This is a genomic window from Rhizobium sp. 01N447_2, assembly GCF_056399245.1.
Genome location: NZ_JBFTQY010000010.1, coordinates 1 through 21,139 on the forward strand (window position 1 = coordinate 1; position 21,139 = coordinate 21,139).

19 protein-coding genes are annotated in these 21,139 nt (G+C 62.1%); 15 read left to right on the top strand and 4 right to left on the bottom strand.

The features are described from left to right. The 3 genes from AC1ECN_RS07970 to AC1ECN_RS07980 form a co-directional block, all read left to right on the top strand. Positions 1–537 (top strand): DegT/DnrJ/EryC1/StrS family aminotransferase (locus AC1ECN_RS07970; RefSeq protein ID WP_477952668.1); only part of this gene is annotated, 537 nt, incomplete at its 5' end. Positions 538–569: 32 nt separating this feature from the next. Further along, on the top strand, positions 570–1,328 hold the full coding sequence (locus tag AC1ECN_RS07975; protein ID WP_017962832.1) for a cephalosporin hydroxylase family protein: 759 nt from the start codon (positions 570–572) through the stop codon (positions 1,326–1,328). A 24-nt stretch (positions 1,329–1,352) separates the two neighbouring features. Then, positions 1,353–2,027, top strand: a complete 675-nt coding sequence (locus AC1ECN_RS07980; protein WP_018070293.1) for a GNAT family N-acetyltransferase — start codon at positions 1,353–1,355, stop codon at positions 2,025–2,027. Positions 2,028–2,033: 6 nt separating this feature from the next. Here AC1ECN_RS07980 and AC1ECN_RS07985 read toward each other — a convergent pair whose 3' ends face one another. Both AC1ECN_RS07985 and AC1ECN_RS07990 read right to left on the bottom strand, forming a co-directional pair. After that, positions 2,034–2,366 (bottom strand): hypothetical protein, encoded by a 333-nt coding sequence (locus AC1ECN_RS07985; RefSeq protein ID WP_018070294.1) that lies wholly within the window; start codon positions 2,364–2,366, stop codon positions 2,034–2,036. Between the two features lie 59 nt (positions 2,367–2,425). Next, positions 2,426–4,030: a GumC family protein gene (locus tag AC1ECN_RS07990; RefSeq protein ID WP_477952671.1), complete on the bottom strand. Its 1,605-nt coding sequence runs from the start codon at positions 4,028–4,030 to the stop codon at positions 2,426–2,428. A gap of 134 nt (positions 4,031–4,164) precedes the next feature. Here AC1ECN_RS07990 and AC1ECN_RS07995 point away from each other — a divergent pair, with 134 nt between their 5' ends. From AC1ECN_RS07995 to AC1ECN_RS08050, 12 genes are all read left to right on the top strand, one after another. Then, entirely contained in the window at positions 4,165–5,214 is a 1,050-nt protein-coding gene (locus AC1ECN_RS07995; protein WP_130656760.1) for a glycoside hydrolase family 5 protein, read from the top strand. A gap of 2 nt (positions 5,215–5,216) precedes the next feature. Next, positions 5,217–6,509, top strand: coding sequence for a hypothetical protein (locus AC1ECN_RS08000; RefSeq protein WP_130673402.1), 1,293 nt, complete (start codon positions 5,217–5,219; stop codon positions 6,507–6,509). Positions 6,510–6,678: 169 nt separating this feature from the next. Next, a complete protein-coding gene (locus tag AC1ECN_RS08005; protein ID WP_477952673.1) occupies positions 6,679–7,578 on the top strand; it encodes an acyltransferase family protein in 900 nt (299 codons plus the stop codon). 313 nt (positions 7,579–7,891) lie between these two features. Further along, positions 7,892–8,776: a formyltetrahydrofolate deformylase gene (gene purU / locus AC1ECN_RS08010; protein WP_130673400.1), complete on the top strand. Its 885-nt coding sequence runs from the start codon at positions 7,892–7,894 to the stop codon at positions 8,774–8,776. Positions 8,777–8,896: 120 nt separating this feature from the next. Continuing rightward, positions 8,897–11,824, top strand: a complete 2,928-nt coding sequence (locus AC1ECN_RS08015) for an aminotransferase (RefSeq protein ID WP_130673399.1) — start codon at positions 8,897–8,899, stop codon at positions 11,822–11,824. Between the two features lie 520 nt (positions 11,825–12,344). Beyond that, on the top strand, positions 12,345–12,539 hold the full coding sequence (locus AC1ECN_RS08020) for a hypothetical protein (RefSeq protein ID WP_003544544.1): 195 nt from the start codon (positions 12,345–12,347) through the stop codon (positions 12,537–12,539). 232 nt (positions 12,540–12,771) lie between these two features. Beyond that, positions 12,772–13,767, top strand: coding sequence for a P1 family peptidase (locus tag AC1ECN_RS08025; protein WP_130673398.1), 996 nt, complete (start codon positions 12,772–12,774; stop codon positions 13,765–13,767). Between the two features lie 56 nt (positions 13,768–13,823). Then, a complete protein-coding gene (locus tag AC1ECN_RS08030) occupies positions 13,824–14,744 on the top strand; it encodes a LysR substrate-binding domain-containing protein (RefSeq protein WP_130673397.1) in 921 nt (306 codons plus the stop codon). Between the two features lie 149 nt (positions 14,745–14,893). Continuing rightward, on the top strand, positions 14,894–16,423 hold the full coding sequence (locus tag AC1ECN_RS08035) for an ABC transporter substrate-binding protein (protein WP_197727430.1): 1,530 nt from the start codon (positions 14,894–14,896) through the stop codon (positions 16,421–16,423). Positions 16,424–16,533: 110 nt separating this feature from the next. Beyond that, a complete protein-coding gene (locus AC1ECN_RS08040) occupies positions 16,534–17,481 on the top strand; it encodes an ABC transporter permease (RefSeq protein ID WP_130673395.1) in 948 nt (315 codons plus the stop codon). A gap of 3 nt (positions 17,482–17,484) precedes the next feature. Next, positions 17,485–18,339 (top strand): ABC transporter permease, encoded by an 855-nt coding sequence (locus AC1ECN_RS08045; RefSeq protein ID WP_130673394.1) that lies wholly within the window; start codon positions 17,485–17,487, stop codon positions 18,337–18,339. Positions 18,340–18,375: 36 nt separating this feature from the next. Beyond that, positions 18,376–19,767 carry an amidase gene (locus AC1ECN_RS08050; RefSeq protein ID WP_477952677.1) on the top strand — a complete coding sequence of 464 codons (1,392 nt, stop codon included), beginning with the start codon at positions 18,376–18,378 and terminating at the stop codon, positions 19,765–19,767. On the opposite strand, the gene AC1ECN_RS08055 is transcribed toward AC1ECN_RS08050, so the two are convergent. Then, positions 19,768–20,625 (bottom strand): C40 family peptidase, encoded by an 858-nt coding sequence (locus AC1ECN_RS08055; protein ID WP_130673392.1) that lies wholly within the window; start codon positions 20,623–20,625, stop codon positions 19,768–19,770. 11 nt (positions 20,626–20,636) lie between these two features. Further along, positions 20,637–20,987: a MarR family transcriptional regulator gene (locus AC1ECN_RS08060; protein WP_003544522.1), complete on the bottom strand. Its 351-nt coding sequence runs from the start codon at positions 20,985–20,987 to the stop codon at positions 20,637–20,639. Positions 20,988–21,139 lie beyond the last annotated feature (152 nt).

Here is a 21,139-nt window from a genome sequence, read left to right on the forward strand (position 1 = left end):
GTGCTGACGCTCAGCAATCACGGCCGGGCTCGGGGACAGACGAAGCAGTTCTGGCCAGATGCGATCGGCTTCAAATACAAGATGTCCAACATCCAGGCGGCCATCGGATGCGCCCAACTCGAGCGCATCGAGGAACTCGTCAACCGCAAGCGCGAAATTCTGGCCTCCTACATGATCCGGCTTTCGGCGCTGCCCGGCATCACGATGAACCCGGAATACACCGGCACGATCAACGGCGCGTGGATGCCGACCGCCGTCTTCCATCCGTCGACGGGCATTACCCGCGAGATGATGCAGCAGACCTTCGAGACCGCCAATATCGATGCGCGCGTCTTCTTTTATCCCCTCTCCAGCCTCTCCATGTTCGAAGATCGGCCCCAGAACGTGAACGCCTGGAGCATTCCGGGTCGCGCGATCAACCTGCCGAGCTATCATGACATGAGCGAAGCCGATATCGACCGGGTAGCGGTAACGCTGCTCGATATGGCGGCCGGGCGGATCTACCACAACAGCACGGCATTGCGGCAGTCGGTTTAAGACAGCCCTACAGCGAAGGACAAAGAACAGTCATGACCACGAAGGACGATCGTCTCGAATTCGAAGCCCACAAGCGGGAAATGTCGCTTGCGCTCGGCAAGGATGAGGCAAGTTTTCAACAATCGCTGAACACACTCATCGGGCTCGACAAGTTCGACTATTTCTATCTCTGGTCATGGATGGGCGTGCCGATCATCCAGCTTCCGGTCGATATCCTGGCGACCCAGGAAGTCATCTGGGCGACCAAGCCCGATGTCATCATCGAAACCGGCATTGCGCGCGGCGGCTCGCTGATCTTCATGGCGTCGATCCTCGCCGCCATGGGCAACGACAAGGCCAAGGTTGTCGGCGTCGACATCGACATCCGCGCCCATAATCGCGAGTCGATCGAATCCCATCCGATGTCGAACCGGATCAAGATGATCCAGGGCGGTTCAGTCGACGACGACGTGCTTGCCGCCGTGAAGGCCGAGATCCCGCCGGGCGCCCGCGTGATGGTGGTACTCGACAGCGACCATTCCTACGAGCATGTCCTGGCGGAATGCCGCGCCTACGGTCCACTGGTGACGGAAGGCTGCTACCTCGTCGTCGCCGACACGCTCATCGGCCACCTGACGGAGGAGCAGGCCTTCACAAAACGCTCCAAGGTCTGGCTGCGCGGCAACGAGCCGCTGAAGGCCGTCACCGATTATCTGGCGGAAACCGACCGCTTCGAAGTCGATCCGGTTCTGAACGGCAAGCTGGTGCTGTCTTCCTCGCCGGGCGGCTACTGCATCTGCCGCAAGGCGTGAGCGGACACTCAGGGATAGTCGTTCATGGCGCAGGTCGATATCGTCAGCCTCAAGGACAATGCGGATCCGGCCAGACGGCTCCGACTTGCGATCAGGGACGATAGCGGCAGGCACGTGGGCGACCTGCAATGCATCGACAGGTCGATGCTCGACGAGCCCGGCCTGATCGACGACCTGACGACGTGGCGCAACCAGTCGATGCCGTTTTTCCTCAGCCAGTTTAACGCCACCCAGGAACGCACGCGGCAGTGGCTCGAAACCATCTCCCTGCCCGCCGCCGACCGAATCCTATTCGTCATTTGCGATCCCGGCGGAAACCGGTTCGGCAATTTCGGCATCTGCAACATCCGGCCCGGTTCGGCCGAATTCGACAACGTCATCCGCGGCCGGGCGAGCGATATGCGAAACCTGATGTTCCATTGCGGCAGGGCACTGCTGGAGTGGATGTTTTCCGGGCTCGGAGTCGAAACCGCCGAGCTGCATGTCTTCTCCCACAATGAAAAAGCGATCGGCCTTTACAAGCGGCTGGGCTTTGCGGCGGCCGAAAGCCTGCCGCTGCGGCGCACGGAGGAAGAGGGCATGGTCAAATATTCGGTCGTCGATCGATCGGAAGCAAATGCCGGCTTCGACTATCTGAGGATGGAGCTTCCGATCGGACGTTTCCGGCAGGCGCATCCAGCGGCTTTGCTGACCGCCTGAAGCCCCTCACCGCACCGGCTGATAGTGGCCGCGGAGCGGAACTTTGCCACCCGTGGTAACGAAGCCGTCGCGTTCGCAGACATACATCAGCGTCGGCATGCCGCCGGAACGGAAGATTTCGTCATAACGACGGCGGATCTGCACGGTTTCGGTGCGGCAATTGTAGGATTCCTCCTCTTTCTTGTCCGGCTGCGCCTTGACGCCGGGAAGACCCTTGTAGGGATAGAGGGGTTGAACGCCCGAATCGACGGATTTCGTCCAGTCGACGGCAAAGGCGGACGCCGGGGCGAGGCTCGGCACGGCAACGAGCGATATCAGAAGCATCATCAACAGCCGCATGGGAACTCTCCTGCCGGCAATAGGCCGTTCTTCCGATGTAGGAAAACCGACGACCGTCATCAAGCGGCCGCAGCGGGCGACTTCCTGAAATAACTTCTGATGACGGGATGGCCGAAGAGACCGGCAAGGATCGCAAAACCCGCGCCGACGACGAAACCGGCAAGAAAACCGCCGATAATGCCGGCGACCAGCAGGATTTTCTTTCCCGGACCATCGGCCTTGACCGGCGGCTCGGCCGGCGAGATGACGCGAATGTTACTCTGGTTGAAATTCTGCTCTTCACTCGTCTGGCTGGAGCGTTTCAGCACCGTCTCGTAAATATCGCGCGCCGCCGTCGCCTTGCGCTGCAATTCGTTCAGTTCCACCTGCTTGTCCGACGAACTCGCCTGTAGCGCCTTCTGCACGGCAAGCTCCTTGGCGATGCTGTCCTCGGCCGCCTTTGCCTGCTCGTATTCGCCCCTTGCCGAGGTGGCGAGACGCTGCAATTCGCCCTTGATTTCGCCGCCAATGCTTTGCAGCGAGGAGCGGGCCGCCTGCAGGCGCGGATGACGCGTGCCCATCTGGCTTTCGAGGCTGCCGACGGCGGCGGCCTGGGTGGCATATTGCTGACGCAGGCTGACGAGCGGCGAGGTGACGCCGCCCTCCGCCTGGTTGCCGGCGACAATGTCCTCGACGCGGAGATTGGCGACGGCATCGGCGCGCGCCTTCGCCTGGATGGTCTTTTCCTGTGCCGTCACCAGCATCGTGTTCAGCGAGACGAGCCGCTGGTCGGAGATCAGGTTGCCCTCGGTCGCGGCCATGTCATTGTCGGCGCGGAAGGTTTCGACAGCCTGCTCGGCTTCCAGCACCTTCTGGCGCAGGTCGTTGAGCCGTCCATCAAGTGTCGACGAGGTGTTTTCGTAGATGCCGTTCGAAGCGCTGTTCTCCTCCTCGGTGAAGGAGGTGACGACCTGGTTGGCAAGCCTTGCGGATTTTTCGGGATCGTTGGTCRTGGCAGCAAGCGAGACGACATAGGTGCTGGCCTCGCGGGTGATGACCAGCGCCTTCTGCAGAGTGCCGATCACGGCGGCGCCATCCGTCCGACCGCCGGTGAATTCGGGATCCTGGCCGAGCTTCATGGCTTCGGCGACGCGGCGCAGCACATTGCCCGAAGTCAGGATCTGCACCTGGCTGTCGATCAGCGCCGAGATCATTTCCGGCGAGGGGCCCGAGGATTGCGCGCTGGCGTCGGCAAGGCCGATCTGGCGTGGGTCGAAATAGAGGCTGCTGACAGCGGTGAATTTCTGGGCGATCAGCGGCGCCACCGCCCCGCCGGCCACAGCTCCGAGAAGGCCCAGCCCCAGCACGACCAACCGCCGGCTCCAGATCGCGGCGATACTGGAGCGGAGGTCGAGAAGCGGGGCGGCAGGTGCCGACGCTGCATTCAACGGCGCGTCGACGACAGGCTGTTTTGGAGGAGGCGCCGGACGCTCATTTTGGCGGCTTTCGGCAATGCTTGCCGGCGGCACGACGGGTGGCGGGGCGGGTTCGGGCGATGGCCGGACGAAATCATCCGGACGGACGACAGGACTGCGCATGCGCACGCCTTCCGGCGCAGTCTGAGACGGCTCAAAACTGCGCCAGCCAGGGAGCCGGCTTACCCTGTTCCTGTCATGCTGGTTCATACGCGCACTCGTGTCCCGCCCAGCGTGAAAGACTGAAGCCGAGGTGCAGATACTTTAGAAATTCTTAGCTAACGGACCGTTAAAATAACTTCAGCGACGCCGATGTTGCGATTTGCCGCGATTGCGAGGATGCCATGAGGACGACACGACATCTGACAGCGCTGCTGCTTGCGGCCGCTCTGATCCCGTCGCCGACCTTTGCGACCGAGGCTCCCTGTTATCGCGGCGTTAATTTGTCCGGCGGTGAATATGGCGAACGCGGCGGCATCTACGGCACCAACTATACCTATCCCGGCGAAGACACGATCGGCTATTTCGCCAAGAAGGGCATGACCATCATCCGGCTGCCCTTCCGCTGGGAGCGGCTGCAGCCGGCGCTCGGCGGACGGCTCGACGAGGATGAGCTCAAGCGGATCAAAGATACGATCGGTCTGATCCGCAAGCACGACATGACGGTTCTGCTCGACCCGCATAATTTCGGCTATTACGACAAGACCCAGGTCGGCACGGCGCCGGCGACGGATGCCGCCTTCGGGGATTTCTGGGCAAGGCTTGCCGTCGAATTTGCCAATCAGGACGGCGTTCTCTTCGGCCTGATGAACGAACCGCACGACATCAAGGCAACGGACTGGCTGGATGCCGCCAATGCGGCGATCCGCAGCATCCGCGCCGTCGGCGCGCGCAACCTCATCCTGGTGCCGGGCACGGCATGGAGCGGCGCGGGCAGCTGGGAAAAGGATGTGATCGGCGGCGCCAACGGCACGGTGATGCTCGGCGTGCGCGATCCGCTCGACTTCTACGCCTATGAGGTCCACCAGTATCTCGACGCCGATTCCTCCGGAACCCATCCGACCTGCGAAGGTGCAGGCGCCGCAGTCGCGGCGATCAACGGCGTCACTGCCTGGCTGAAGCAGAACCACAAACGCGGCTTTCTCGGCGAATTCGGCGCCTCCGCCGACAAGGATTGCATGAGCGGGCTGACCGAGATCTACGCCACCATGTCCGGGAATAGCGATGTCTGGCTCGGCTGGTCCTACTGGGCGGCGGGCGAATGGTGGCCGGCGGACGAGCCGTTCAACGTCCAGCCGCGCAAGGGCATCGAGCGGCCGCAGATGCGGCTTCTTGCCGAGGCGGCAAAAGCCGATGCCGGCACTTGCTCGGCCGTCAAGCCTGCGGGGAAATGAGCATGGCAGTCGTCGATCACAGGACAGCGACATTCACTGTAGCCGGCATTGTAGCCGGCAACCGGCTCGATGCTGCCCGCGAGACATCACGCACCGATCATACGGTGCTCTGGCTCGGCCTGCTCTCCGTGCTCTACAACGGCATTCTCGCCTTCATCAACCACAACATCGTGCCGCTGTCGATAACGCATGTCGCCGCCAGCGAAGGCCTGATCATGGCGAGCGCCATCATCTACATCCTGCACAAGGGGATCTACGAGACCGACCTTCCGGCCTTCCTGTTCCTGCTGTTCACGCTCATCGTGACCATCTATGTCAGCGTGCTCAACCGCATGCTGTTCATCGATCACTTCCGCAACGTGCTGATTATCTTCTGCTTTACCGGGCTCGGCGGCTGGAGCAACGAGAAAACGATGAAGCTCGCCTTTCGCTGGGCAAGTTTTGCCGTCATGATCTTCCTGATCTTCGAGATCGTCAGCGTGCCGTTCTACGTCAGCATCGTCCACCCGTCCGACTATTTCGCCAATACACGCGGGCTGCTGCCGCTGAGCTACAACACGACGGGCCTCTTTCAGAACGCGCTCGGCTTTCCCGAGCGCTTCTCCTTCGGGATCATCGACCATCGTTCCTCCTCGATCTTCCTCGAACAGGTGTCGCTGGCCAATTTCTGCGGCGTGATCGCGGTCTACCTGATTTCGATGTGGGAGAAGCTTGGCCGCTGGGACCGGTTGCTGATGATCGGCACGGCCGTGCTGATCCTGGTGACGAACGACACGCGCACGATGCTGATCTTCTGCTTTGCCTGCATCGTCGGCTACTTCGTCTTTCCGAAGATCCCGAAGAATTTCAATCTGGCGCTGATGCCGCTGATCGTCGCCGCCGGCTTCCTCGTCTACGTGCTGAAACCCAATGCGACCGGCGACAATTTCACCGGCCGCATCAATCTGACGATGAAGAAGATCATGGAGCTCGATCCGCTCGCCATCCTTGGGCTTTCGGTCGACCGGGTGGCCGAATTCGCCGACAGCGGCTATGTCTACCTGATCTACGCGGCGACGATCTTCGGCGTCATCGCCTTATGGCTGTTCGTCTGCCTCTTTCCCGCCGGGCGCACGGCGGCGCAGCGGCGCTGCGCCCATTCACTTTCTCTTTTCATTTTTCTGAATATGATGATCGGGGGAACCGCGGTCTTCTCGATGAAGATCGCCGGTCTCCTGTGGTTCGTCGTCGGATATATGCGCTTCCACGACAGCCCGCGCATCCGGCAGGGTCGTCCGGCAGATGTATTGAGTTGACCGCAGCGGCACGGCTGAGACCGAGGCCCGCGCGAGCCTAGAACAGGATGATTTTAGGCCGGATCGGCCTAAAATCTGAATCCTGTTCTAAATCAAAGAAATAGAGCATGATGTCGTCCGAAAACCGCCCACACTTTTCGGCATCATGCTCGAGGGAGCAAGACGCTCGATGCTTGTCCAGCTTCAGTATCTGCGCGCCATCGCGGCGCTGATGGTCGTCTATTTCCACGCGATATTGCAGCTCGCCAAAGTCAATCCCGCGGTCGACGCCACCGCCGTCATCTATGGCGAAACCGGCGTCGACATCTTCTTCGTCCTGAGCGGCTTCGTGATGTGGCTGACAACGAGCGGACGCGCCATGAGCCCGGTCGATTTCGCCCGCCGACGCATCAGGAGGATCGTGCCGCTCTACTGGCTGGCGACGCTGTTTTCGGCGACGGTGGCGCTGGTGGCCCCGTCATTGCTGAAATCGACGGTGTTCGACCTGCCGCATCTCGCAGCCTCGCTGTTCTTCCTGCCATGGAGCAACCCCGCCGATCCCAGCACGATCACGCCGGTGGTCGTTCCGGGCTGGACGCTGAATTACGAAATGTTCTTCTACTTCGTCTTTGCGCTGCTATTGCCGCTGCAGGAAGCTCGCCGCATCCCGGCGATGTTTGCCGTCTTTGCCGTCATCCTGATTGCCTGCCGGCTGCTGCCGGAAACGGCCTTGGGCTTTGCCTTTCTCTTCATCAACGAGGCGCTGATGCCGCCGGAAAGCCGGTTCTATGCCTGGGGAATCCCGGCGATCTTCATCGTCTACGGCGCGATCTCCATCGATTTTTCCAGGCTGCCGCTGATCGGATGGCTGAACTATCTCGGCGACTGCTCCTACAGCATCTATATCACCCACGCCTTCACGCTGGCTTTTCTCAGGGTCGCCGCCGATCGCCTGCCAATCGGCATCCTGCAGCAGCCGGTGCTCTTCGTGATCCTCTCGCTGGTGCTCTCGTCGATCGGCGGCGCGATCATCCATGAGATCACCACGCCGCGCCGCAAGGTTGCGGTGGCGAGCCGTCCGCCGGCCTAAAGCGCGTCGCATCAGATTCTCTTGCCGCGCTTTAGCTCGTTGTTTCCGCATGTCACGATCGCAAAACCGCCGCACATTTTTGCGGACATGCCCAACTTCAGCACCGAAGGCGAGAATACGCATCCAAGCGGCGCTGACGGTACAGTTTTTCGCGCAACTTCTCCTAAGCTTCAGACTGAGCAATGAGAGAACTTGCGCAAACGTGATGGTTTCTCTTGCAATTTGTCGCATGAATGAAAGTGCGCCGGCCTATTCGCGGCCCGGGCTTTGATCTAAGCACAGCGGCGGCCTTGGAGAGGGAAGAGGGAAAGACATGACAAGTTACGTATTGACGGTATCCTGCAAGTCGACGCGCGGCATCGTGGCGGCGATTTCGAGCTATCTGGCCGACAAGGGCTGCAACATCGTCGACAGTTCCCAGTTCGACGATCTCGATACCGGCAGGTTCTTCACGCGGGTGAGCTTCATCTCCGAGGAAGGCGTGCCGCTTGCCGAACTCAAGGAAGGCTTCGAGCCGATCTGCAAGCGGTTCGCCATGGATGCCGAGATCCATGACGGCAACGCCCGCATGAAGGTGCTCTTGACGGTGTCGCGCTTCGGCCATTGCCTCAACGACCTGCTCTACCGCTGGAAGATCGGCGCGCTGCCGATCGATATCGTCGGCGTCGTCTCCAATCATTTCGACTACCAGAAGGTCGTGGTCAACCACGACATCCCCTTCCACCACATCAAGGTGACGAAGGAGAACAAGCTGCAGGCCGAAGGCCAGATCATGGATATCGTCGAACAGACCGGCACGGAGCTGATCGTGCTGGCCCGCTACATGCAGGTGCTTTCGGATGCGATGTGCCAGAAAATGTCCGGCCGGATCATCAATATCCACCATTCCTTCCTGCCGAGCTTCAAGGGCGCCAATCCTTATAAGCAGGCCTATCAACGCGGCGTGAAGCTGATCGGGGCGACGGCGCATTACGTCACTGCCGATCTCGACGAAGGTCCGATCATCGAGCAGGACACGGCGCGCATCACCCATGCGCAGTCGCCCGACGACTATGTCTCGATCGGCCGCGACGTCGAAAGCCAGGTGCTGGCGCGTGCCATCCACGCCCATATCCACCACCGCACCTTCCTGAACGGCAACCGCACCGTGGTCTTCCCGGCAAGCCCCGGCGGTTACGCCTCCGAACGCATGGGTTGAGCGTCGCCTAGACCCTGCATCTCTTTTGCTGGCGAATGACAATCTCCCGTTGCCTGCCAACGGCAAGTACTCGATTATCTCGTTCAATAGGTAATCGAATCATACAGCGGGAGGGGTGTCATGACCGACGAGGCGCTTGTTGATCGCATGGCGCTGCCGCGTCCCGACGTCACCGCCAGCGACGCGGAAGAGATCCTCCTTGCTCATTACAGCCTCTCCGGCACGCTAACCGAACTCGGCAGCCAGCAGGATCGAAACTATCGCGTCGATAGCGATCGTGGCCGCTACGTCCTGAAGATCTGCCATGCAGCCTACGAGATCCGCGAGCTCGAAGCGCAGAATGCGGCGATCCATCACCTCAAAAGCCGGCAGGATGCGCCGCGCGTTCCGCAGGTGATCCCCACCAATGAGGGGCGGGAGATCGTCGTCCTGACCGTGCGCGGGCGGGGCTATCAGGTCCGGCTGCTGGAATATCTGGAGGGCCAGGGGCTGACGGAGCTGACCTATCTGGCGCCGGCTTCCGTTGCAGCCCTCGGCGCGCTCTGCGCCAGGCTGGCGCTGGCGCTTGCCGATTTCAACCATCCCGGTCTCGACCGCAGCCTGCAATGGGATCTCAGGCGCGCCGGGCCGGTCGCGGTGCAGCTGCTGTCCGCGATCACCGACAGTGCGGCGCGCGACCGGATCGCCAAGACCATGGTCATGGCCATTCGCCGCATCCAGCCGTTGGCGCCATCGCTTCGGCTGCAGGCCGTGCATCATGACGTCACCGGCGACAATGTCGTCGGCCACCGCGACGCCCGTGGCCATACGATCCCCGACGGGGTGATCGATTTCGGCGACATCATCCGCGGCTGGCTGGTCGGCGACCTCGCCGTCACATGCGCTTCGCTGCTGCATCAGGCGGATGGCGACCCTTTTCATATCCTGCCAGCCGTCACCGCCTACCAGGCGATCTATCCACTGACCGGGGAGGAGCTGAAGGCGCTCTGGCCGTTGACCGTCGCACGCGCGGTCATTCTAGTTGCCAGCAGCGAGCAGCAGATTTCGGTCGATCCCGATAATGACTATGTCCGCGGCAATCTCGAGCACGAGCGGACGATCTTCGATACGGCGATGTCCGTTCCCTTCGAACTCATGGAAGCCGCGATCCTCAAGGCGGCCGGCGCAAATGTCGCCGCCCCGGAAGCATCGGGATGGCTACCGTTGCTGCCCAACATCGATCCCGCCGGGATCGCCTATGTCGATCTTGGGGTGCGGAGCCCGCATTTTTCCGCCGGCAACTGGCTGAATACCGACATGGACTGGCGGCTGCTTGCCCGCGTGGCAACCGAAAACGGCACGGCAGCGACACGCTACGGCGAATATCGGCTTTCCCGCGCGAGCCTGGGAAATGCGACGGGACAGGCGACCTGTGCCCTGCATATCGACATATGTCTCGCGGCAGGCAGCGCGATTGCAGCACCCTTTGCCGGCCGCATCGGCTGGAAGGACCAGCATCTGACGCTTGCCAGCGACAGCATGACCCTGCATCTCGATGGGCTCGATCTCTCGGTCGAGGATGGAGCCGAGGTTGCCAGCGGCGATCCGCTCGGCACGGTTATCGGAGAGGCTTCGTCGCTCGGCGGGCTGCGCGTCCAGCTTTGCAACGTCGCAGGTCTCGAACCGCCACTCTTTGCCACACCGCGCGCGGCGGCGGCCTGGTCGGTGCTCTGCCCTTCGCCCTCACTGCTTCTCAGCCCGCAAGCAGATGCACCGAAACCTGATACCGCCGCGCTCTTCGCCAGGCGGCAGGCGCATCTCGCAAGGCCGCAGAAGAACTATTACGCGGCGGCGCCGCAGATCGAGCGCGGCTGGCGAGAGCATTTGTTCGATGTCGAGGGCCGCGCCTATCTCGACATGGTCAACAACGTCACCATTCTCGGCCATGGCCACCCCAGGTTCGCGGCAGCAATCCACGCCCAATGGCTGCGGCTCAACACGAATTCGCGCTTCCACTATGCCGCGATCACGGAATTTTCCGAACGCCTCGCCGCCCTGTCGCCGGACGGGCTCGACGCGGTCTTCCTGGTCAACAGCGGCTCGGAGGCGAACGATCTGGCGCTTCGGCTGGCGCAAGCCCATAGCGGCGCGCGCAACATGCTCTGCCTGCTCGAAGCCTATCATGGCTGGTCAGCGGCGAGCGACGCCGTCTCCACCTCGATCGCCGACAATCCGCAGGCACCGACCACCCGGCCGGACTGGGTGCATACCGTCGTTTCGCCGAACACCTATCGCGGCGACTTCCGTGGTCCCGATACGGCAGCGGATTATCTCGGCATGGCGACACCGGTGCTTGAGGCAATTGATGCTGCGGGCGAAGGCCTTGCGGGCTTCATCGCCGAATCGGTCTACGGCAATGCCGGCGGCATTCCATTGCCGGAAGGCTATCTCAAAGAGCTCTACGCGCAGGTGCGCGCCCGCGGCGGCCTCTGCATCGCCGATGAGGTGCAGGTCGGTTATTCCAGGCTCGGACATTATTTCTGGGGCTTCGAGCAGCAAGGGGTCGTGCCTGATATCATCACCGTCGCCAAGGGCATGGGCAACGGCCATCCGCTCGGCGCCGTCATCACCACGCGGGAGATTGCGCAATCGCTGGAGAAGGAGGGCACTTTCTTTTCCTCTACCGGCGGTAGCCCCGTCAGCTGCATCGCCGGCATGACGGTGCTCGACATCATGGCCGAGGAAAAGCTGCAGGAAAATGCCCGGACGGTCGGCGATCATCTGAAGGCGCGGCTCGCCGCGCTGATCGACCGCCATCCGATTGCGGGCGCCGTGCACGGCATGGGCCTCTATCTCGGCCTCGAATTCGTCCGCGACAGAACGACGCTGGAGCCGGCGACGGAAGAGACGGCTGCAATCTGCGACCGGCTTCTCGAACTCGGCGTCATCATGCAGCCGACCGGCGATCACCAAAATGTGCTGAAGATCAAACCGCCGCTCTGCCTCAGCATCGACAGCGCGGATTTTTTCGCGGACATGCTGGAGAAGGTGCTCGAAGAAGGCTGGTGATCCAGGGCTTCCAGCATTAACCAAATCGGTCATTTCGAGGCATGTCGATTTTTAATGAAACGACCATTGCCGGATACAGCAAGGCTTCCTATGTCTGCCGCGGTGATCGATCGAACTTCCGATTCTGTCATGCGAATTTAACGAAGGACTGATATGTTTCTTTCTGTAAGTTCGGGCTACGACGGAATGAATTTTTTCGGATCGTCGATATTTTGACATGTTTCGGAATATGTTTCTGACAGGCTATGGGGTAATCTCTACCAAGTTAGTAGATTATCAAAGACAGCATCACCGGCCCCGGGCTCTACCGGGACCCCTCAAGTGCAACGCCAACATAGGGAACGAGCATGATAGACATCGATATTCTCGCCGATCTCCTTGGGCGATCTGTGCTTGGCAATGACCGTCCGGGCGCCCTCTCCCGCCCGAACTGTCGAATGTGACGTTCGTCCTCCTTTCAACGGTACCAGACAAGTCAATTCGCCATGGCTGCGCATGTTGTGCGGCAGGAGTTCTATCTATGAAGAAGCAAGTTATCGAATATGCAGGCGTTCCCGTCGGGATCGTCATTCCCGACGAAGATCGGCTGAAGTTCATCGCCGTGAAATTTCATGTCCACGACCTCGACGAGCAGCGTTTCGGCTCGCCCGATGAGGTGCGGCTGGCCATCCATGACCTGATGACCCGCCGTCATCCGAAGCCGCTTCATGCCTGAGGGCATGAGGCCGCGATTAGCATTCGCGGCTTTTCCCGATGTCCGACCGGTCCCGCCAAATGGGGCCGGTCTTGTTTTTTGAGGGCATTACAGCGCCGCGCGTCTTTGTCAGACGCGCAAGGGACGCTGTAACACTTTGAATTGCTGCATAATTTTATCCTTAAATGGATTCCGATTTAAGGAATTATGCAGTACAGTCCTATCGGCCGCCTTTCCGCATAAGGATCTGCCCTTGCCCGATCTTCTCAACCTTATCACCGACATCGAAGGCGTTTCCGTCGGCCATGCGACCGACCTTGCGCTCGGTTCCGGCGTCACGGTCATCGTCTTCGACGAGCCGGCCGTCGCATCCGGCACCGTGCTCGGCGGTGCGCCCGGCGGGCGCGACACCGGCCTGCTCGATCCGTCAATGACCGTCAATGCCGTGGATGCCTTCGTGCTCTCCGGCGGCTCTGCCTTCGGGCTGGATGCCGCCGGCGGCGTGCAGGCGGGCCTGCGCGAACTCGGCCGCGGCTTTGCCGTCGGGCCAGTGCGCATTCCAATCGTGCCACAGGCGATCCTGATGGACCTGCTGAACGGCGGCGCCAAGGATTGGGGCCTTCATTCTCCCTACCGCGACATGGGTTATGCGGCGTTGAAGGCGGCTGCCAAGGGCACATTCGCACTCGGCACGACAGGTGCCGGCACAGGGGCGACGACGGCCACCGTCAAGGGCGGGCTCGGCTCGGCCAGCGCCGTCAGCAGCACCGGGCATCGCATCGCGGCGATCGTCGCAGTCAATGCGCTCGGCTCCGCAACGATCGGCGACGGGCCTCATTTCTGGGCGGCGCCTTTCGAAAAAGATGCGGAATTCGGTGGGCTCGGCATGCCTGATGTGGCTGACCACCGCATGCGGCTCAAGGGCATGAACACGCCTGCGACGACGATCGGCGCGGTGGTGACCGATGCGCAGCTGACGAAGGCCGAGGCGCACCGGCTTTCGCTCGCCGGCCATGACGGCCTCGCCCGGGCACTGCTGCCGGCGCACCTGCCGCTCGACGGCGATACTGTCTTTGCCGCTTCGACGGCCAAGCATCGAAGAGACGACATGGCGAGCCTGATGGAGCTTTGCCACCTTGCGACCATCGTCATGGCGCGGGCGATCGCCCGTGGCGTCTACGCTGCGACCGCGCTGCCGGTCGAGGGCGCTCAAAAGGCCTGGCGCGACCGCTATGCGAGCAGCGGCTGATTGAATAGGGTCAGACTCTCTACAGATCTAATATGCCGAATGGCGGAGAGACGTGAATGCAGATCCGGGCGCTGATGTATTTCGACGAGCTGGTCAGGACCAATTCGATGCGCCAGGCGGCCGAGAATCTCAATGTCGCGCCGACGGCGATCAGCCGGCAGATCGAGAACCTCGAATATCATTTCGGTGCGCCGCTCGTCGAACGCAGCGCCCGCGGCGTCAAGCTGACGGCCGCCGGCGAGCTGCTTGCCGCCCGCGCCGGCCGGACGTTGCGCGAACTCGATCACGTCCAGCAGCTGATCGAAGACCTGAAGGGCCTGCAACGCGGCCGCGTCAGCATCTATGCCAATGGCGCGACTGTCGCCAATCTGCTGGCGCCGGCGCTCGCCGAATTCAGCCTGAAATATCCGAAGCTGCGCTTTGCCGTGACGATCACCAGCGCGCGGCAGGCGGTCGACGCCGTCAACAGCGCCGAGGCGGATATCGCGGTGACGCTGTTTGCGCCTCCTATGTCCGGCACCAAGGTACGGCTGCGTTCCGAGATCGTCTATGATCTGATCACCGCGCCGCAGCATCCTGCGGCAGCGCATGCCGAGATCGCCGTCCGGGAGCTCGCCGACTATGCACTGGCGCTGCCGGATCAATCCTTCGGCTTCCGCCAGGCCTTCGACGCGCTGTTCGAGAAGGAGGGGCTGAGCCTCGATCCGGTCTTCGTCACCAGCTCGCTCGAAATGCTGAAGGAGCTCGTGCTCAGTGGGGCTGCGGTCACGCTGCTGCCGGCGCTGACTGTTCGCCGTGAGATCGAAGCGGGTCAGCTCCTTGCTATTCCGCTCGCCGGCAAGACCGGCATCCGCACCCATGTCGATCTCTGCGTCGCGCCGGACCGGCAGCTGTCCTTCGCTGCGACGAAACTGCTCGACTTCATCGAGAGATTCATGCGCGAGCGCACGAGCCGCCGGGCCGAGACGAAAGACTGACGCTTCGAGCTTGCATTGCCCGCGGATTTGCGGTGTAGCTTTTTCGGCTACACTGAGCACACAAAATCGTCATTGTGTGTGCACTGGCATAGTGCCATTCTATTCGCAAAAGGGCCTGCCATCGCAGCGTGGCCGGACAAGGGAACATGATGATCAAGCTTTCGTTTGCGCCTTCAGCGCGTTTCGCCCGGCGGCTTTCGCTCGGTGCCGCACTTTCGGCCGGCCTGGTGATGACGGCGATGACGCCGGCCGAGGCGGCAAAGACTACCCTCAATCTCGGCATGAGCGTCGAGCCGGCCGGTCTCGACCCGACGATCGCAGCACCGGTCGCGATCGGCCAGGTGACCTGGCAAAACATGTTCGAGGGACTGGTGACGATCGACCAGGCCGGCAAGATCCAGCCGCAGCTGGCGAAAAGCTGGGAAATCTCGCCCGATGGCCTGACCTATACGTTCAAGCTGCAGACCGGCGTCAAATTCCATGACGGCGAGGCCTTCGATGCCGCGAGCGCCAAGTTTTCGCTGGATCGCGCCCGCGGCGCCGATTCGGTCAATCCACAGAAGCGCTTCTTCGCCTCGATCGCCTCGATCGACACGCCCGATGCCGAAACGCTGGTGCTGCATCTCTCGGCACCGACCGGCAGCCTGATCTACTGGCTCGGCTGGCCGGCCTCGGTGATGGTCGCACCGAAGACGGCTGCCGACGACAAGACGACGCCAGTGGGCACCGGTCCGTTCAAATTCGCCAGCTGGGCGAAGGGCGACAAGGTCGAACTCACCAGGAATGCCGATTATTGGAACAAGGATGCGGCCGCCAAGCTCGACAAGGTGACCTTCCGCTTCATCGCCGATCCGCAGGCGCAGGCGGCTGCGCTGAAATCCGGCGATCTCGATGCCTTTCCGGAATTTGCCGCACCCGAACTGATGAGTTCCTTCGACGGCGATGCGCGGCTCGTCACCAGGATCGGCAATACCGAGCTCAAGGTCGTTGCCGGCATGAACAATGCCAAGAAGCCTTTCGACGACAAACGCGTCCGCCAGGCGCTGATGATGGCGATCGACCGCAAGACGGTGATCGACGGCGCCTGGTCCGGCCTCGGCACTCCGATCGGCAGTCACTACACGCCGAACGATCCGGGCTATCGGGACATGACCAATGTGCTGCCCTATGACGTCGAAAAGGCGAAGGCGCTGCTCGCCGAAGCCGGCTACCCCAACGGCTTTACCTTTACGATCAAATCGCCGCAGATGGCCTATGCGCCGCGCAGTGCCCAGGTGATGCAGGCAATGTTTGCCGAAATCGGCGTGACGATGAATATCGAGCCGACCGAATTTCCGGCGAAATGGGTCCAGGACATCATGAAGGACCGCAACTTCGACATGACGATCGTTGCCCATGCCGAACCTCTCGACATCGACATCTATGGGCGCGATCCCTATTATTTCAATTATAAGAACCCCGCTTTCAACGCGCTGATGAAGAAGGTCCAGGAGACGACCGATCCGGTCGCGCAGAATACGATCTATGGCGAAGCGCAGAAGATCCTCGCCGAGGACGTGCCGGCGCTCTACCTCTTCGTCATGCCGAAACTCGGCGTCTGGGACAGACACCTGAAAGGGCTGTGGGAGAACGAGCCAATCCCCTCCAACGTGCTCTCCGGCGTCTCCTGGGACGAGTGAGCGAACAGTTAAGGCGGATTGAGAGGCACGATGAGCGAGGGGAAGCCGCATAGCGAGCCGTTCAATGCCGGTCGCAGCCTTCGCCGTTCCACATCAAAAGTGTGGCACGCATGATCCCGCTCCTCGCCCGCCGCTTCACTGGTCTCCTGGTCACGCTCGTCATCGTCTCGCTGCTGATCTTCACCATCATGGACCTTCTGCCCGGCGATCCCGCCTCGATCCTGCTCGGCACCTCGGCGACACCGGAAACGCTTGCCGCGCTACGCCACGATCTCGGGCTCGATCAGCCGCTGCTGCTGCGTTACGGGCAATGGTTGACCGGCGTGCTATCCGGCAATCTCGGCAATTCGCTAACCTATGGCGTACCGGTCGCAGGATTGATCGTCGAGCGGCTGACCGTGACGCTGCCGTTGGCGCTGATGGCGATTATGCTTTCGGTGGCGATTGCCTTGCCGCTCGGCGTGCTGGCCGCCTCGCGCCGCGGCGGCATCTTCGACATCATCGCAACCCTGTTTTCGCAGATCAGCATTGCGGTGCCCGCCTTCTGGGTGGCGCTGCTGTTGATCATTCTGTTTTCGACGATGCTCGGGCTGATGCCGGCTGGCGGCTTCCCGGGCTGGAGTGCCGGCCTGCTGCCGGCGCTGCAGGCGCTGGTTATGCCCGCCGTCGCGCTGGCGATGCCGCAGGCGGGCGTGTTGACGCGGGTGGCGCGCTCGGCGGTGCTCGACACGATGCATGAGGATTTTGCCCGCACCGCGGTGGCCAAGGGGTTGTCACACCGTGCGGTGCTGTGGCGCCATATCGTGCCGAATGCGATGATCCCGATCCTGACGATGATCGGGCTGCAATTCACCTTTCTCGTCGCCGGCGCGGTGCTGGTTGAAAACGTCTTCAACCTGCCCGGCCTCGGGCGGCTCGCACTGCAGGCGCTCTCCCAGCGCGACGTCATCGTCATGCAGGATGTCGTGCTGTTCTTCGCAGGCCTCGTCATCGTGATGAATTTCATTGTCGATCTCTCCTATCTGGCGATCGATCCCAGGATGAGAAAGGCGGCCTGAAACATGGTACCGATTGCATCCCCCGCGATCGCCAGCCGCCATCGAGTCTTTAGACTTAGCCGGCGAATGAACCTGATTGCTGGGACTGTCATCATCGGCCTGCTGGTCGCGGTTGCGCTGCTGTCGCTCGTCTGGACGCCGCTGCCGCCGGCGAAAATGCAGATCATCCACAAGCTGCAGCCGCCGCTTGCCTTCGGCCTGCTCGGCACGGACCAGTTCGGCCGCGACGTGCTTTCGATGCTGATGGCAGGCTGCTGGAATTCACTGTCGATCGCCATCACAGCGGTTATGATCGGCGGGACGCTGGGTTCGATATCAGGTATTTCAGCCGCGGCGATCCGCGGTCCCTTCGAAGCGCTGCTGATGCGCATCTGCGACGTCATCTTTGCCTTGCCGCCGATCCTGTCCGCCATGATGCTCGGCGCCTTTCTCGGGCCAGGGCGGTTCACCGCGATCACCGCGATTGCCGTCTTCATGATCCCGGTCTTTGCCCGCGTCACACTCGCGACCTCGCTGCAGGCCTGGAGCCGCGACTATGTGACGGCGGCGCGCGCCATCGGCAATACGCGACTGACCATTTCGCTGCGCCATGTGCTGCCGAATATCATGAGCCAGATCATCGTGCATGGCGCGATCCAGCTGGGGCTGGCGATCCTCACCGAAGCGGGTCTCAGTTTCCTCGGACTCGGCATGGCGCCGCCGGCGCCGACCTGGGGCCGGATGCTTGCCGATGCGCAAACCTATCTAGCGCTCGCCCCCTGGCTAGCGATCCTGCCCGGCCTTGCCATCGCGCTCACCGTCTTCGGCTTCAACATGCTCGGCGACGGTTTGCGCGATCTGCTCGATCCGCGCCGCTGATGTCCTCCCAAGACGAAAAGCCCGAAAGACCATGCCATGACCGAAACCGACCTTACCATTCGCGAACTCAGGCAGCGCTTCGCTGATAAAAGCCTCTCCCCCCTCGAATACTGGCTTTCCCTCGAAGACCATATCGCGGCCTGGGAGCCTTCGATTTCGGCACTCTACCTCTACGATCCGGAATCGGCGCGCGCGCAGGCGAAAGCATCGACGGAGCGCTGGGCGAAGGGAGAAACGCTCGGCGCCCTGGACGGCATCCCGGTGACGCTGAAAGAGCTGATCGCCACGAAGGGCCAGCCGGTGCCATCAGGCACGAGGGCCGTGGAACTGAAGCCGGCAGAGGCCGACGCACCGGCGGCCGCCCGACTGCGGGAAGACGGCGCGGTGATCTTCGCCAAGACCACCTGCCCCGATTACGGCATGCTTTCCTCCGGGCTTTCGAGCTTTCATCCTCTCAGCCGCAATCCCTGGAACACCACGCAAAATCCCGGCGGATCGAGCGCCGGGGCTTCCGCAGCGGCGGCCGCCGGCTACGGACCACTGCATATCGGCACCGATATCGGCGGCTCGGTGCGCCTTCCCGCCGGTTGGACCGGCATCTTCGGCTTCAAGCCGAGCCATGGGCGCATTCCAGCCGATCCCTATTATGTCGGGCGCTGCGTCGGGCCGATGGCGCGCACGGTCGAGGATGCGGCCTTTTCGATGGCGACGCTGTCACGCCCGGACTGGCGCGACGGCACTAGCCTGCCGCCGAACGATTTCAACTGGATGGATCTCGATATCGACGTGTCGGGCATGAAGATCGGGCTGATGCTCGATGCCGGCTGCGGGCTTGCGGTGGAGGATGAGATCAGGGTCGCGGTCGAAGCGGCGGCGCAACATTTCGAGAAGGCCGGCGCGACCATTGTATCAGTCCAGCCGGTGCTGACGCGCGCGATGCTGGATGGCCTCGACAATTTCTGGCGGTCCCGGTTCTGGGGCGATATCGCCGAGCTCGACGATAACAGGCGCGACAGCATCCTGCCCTATATCAGGGATTGGGCGATGGGCGGCGCCGATATCAGCGGCGTCGATGCGGTCAGGGGCTTCAACCAGACGATCGAGATGCGCAAGAGCTGCGGACGGCTGTTTACCGAGATCGACGCTCTGCTTTCGCCGACCAAWCCGATCATCTCCTATCCGGCCGAATGGGCATCGCCGACCAACGATCCGGCCCTGCCCTTCGAGCATATCGGTTTCACGGTGCCTTGGAACATGTCGGAGCAGCCGGCCGCTTCGATCAATTGCGGTTTCTCCCGATCGGGCATGCCGATCGGCCTGCAGATCGTCGGGCCGCGTTTCGACGACATGCGGGTGCTGAGGCTGTCGAAAGCCTTCGAGGACTGGACGGGCGGGGTGAGATCCTGGCCGCGGCCTCCGATCAGCTGATCAGTTGATCGGGCGGCGATAGCCGGTCGGTTGCTGGTAGAGCCAGCCGATGCGCTCGACCGCGGCCGCGAAATTCTCGCGCGCCACCGTCATGCTGTGGCCATTGGCATGGAGGATGGTTTCCGGATCCTCGAAGATGGCGACATGGCCCTTCCAGAATACGAGGTCGCCACGGCGGACTTCGGAGCGATCGATCGGCTGGCCGAGGCCTGCCGCCTGCAGGTCGGTATCGCGCGGCGCAGCTCTGCCCGCCATCAGCATCGCCAACTGGACGAGGCCGGAGCAATCGATGCCGAGGCCGGAGCGTCCGCCCCAGAGATAGGGCGTTTCCAGGAAACGGGCTGCGATGCCAACGTAATCGGCGCCATCGAGAGCGCCGATCGGCTGGACGTGCTTGGCGAAGATCGCCGTTCCGTCCTCGAGCACGACGTAGCGGTTGCCCCGCGCTTCCGCTTCGCCGGCGACATGAACGCGGCTTCCCATCGACACCGTGGCCTGGTGGGGCTTGCGCAGTTCCGGTTCCGGATAGACGAAGCTGCGCTGCACGGTGACGATATGGGTCGGCGCCGGCTTGCCTTCCAAGAGCGCGTCTGCCGCCACATAACCGACATAGCCGTCAGAGACGGCTTTCACCCAGCACCAACCATCGGCGCGATCGAAAACCGTCACGTCCTCGCCGAGAAGCAACTCGGTATCGATGCCGCGCGCAAGGACCGGTTCAGGGCGCAAACCCACGACGGGAACGGCAACACGCGCCGGCGCGCCTTCCACAAAGCGCGACGCCTCGACCTTGCCTTCAAGCCTCGCTTCCGCGAGATCAGGTCTGTAGGCATGCAGGCGGCGGTCGAGCATCGTCATTCGCATTCCTTTCAGATCGGCAGCCGGCGGGCCTGATCTCGTATGAGATCGCCGAGCTTTTCCAGGTAGAGCGCGCCGCCGACGGTGCGCTTGATGATCACGTTGCGCCGGTCGGCATCGTCACGCACACGATCGACCAGGCCCATCTCGCCCATCGTATCCAAGGCGCGGGTAATGACCGGCTTGGTGACATCAAGCGTGGCGGCAAGCCCGCGCACCGTGTGCGGTGGCGGCACCAGATAAATATGCAGCAGGATCGCCATCTGGCGCAACGTCAAATCGCGGTCATCGTGGCGGACCTGATCGAGCGCCGCGCCATGCCAGAGCCCCAGCGCCTGCGAGGCGGTCAGTTCGATCGGCACGGCCCCTCCGGAAGATCGTTACGCTAACGTTTCATTTTCCGGCAGTTGCCATGCACATGCAAGGGGCGCTGGAAATTGCCGCCCGGCAAGGTGAATAAAATTTTAACGATCGGTAGCGAGGCGCAGCGCGTGAACAGGGATCATGCGATGCG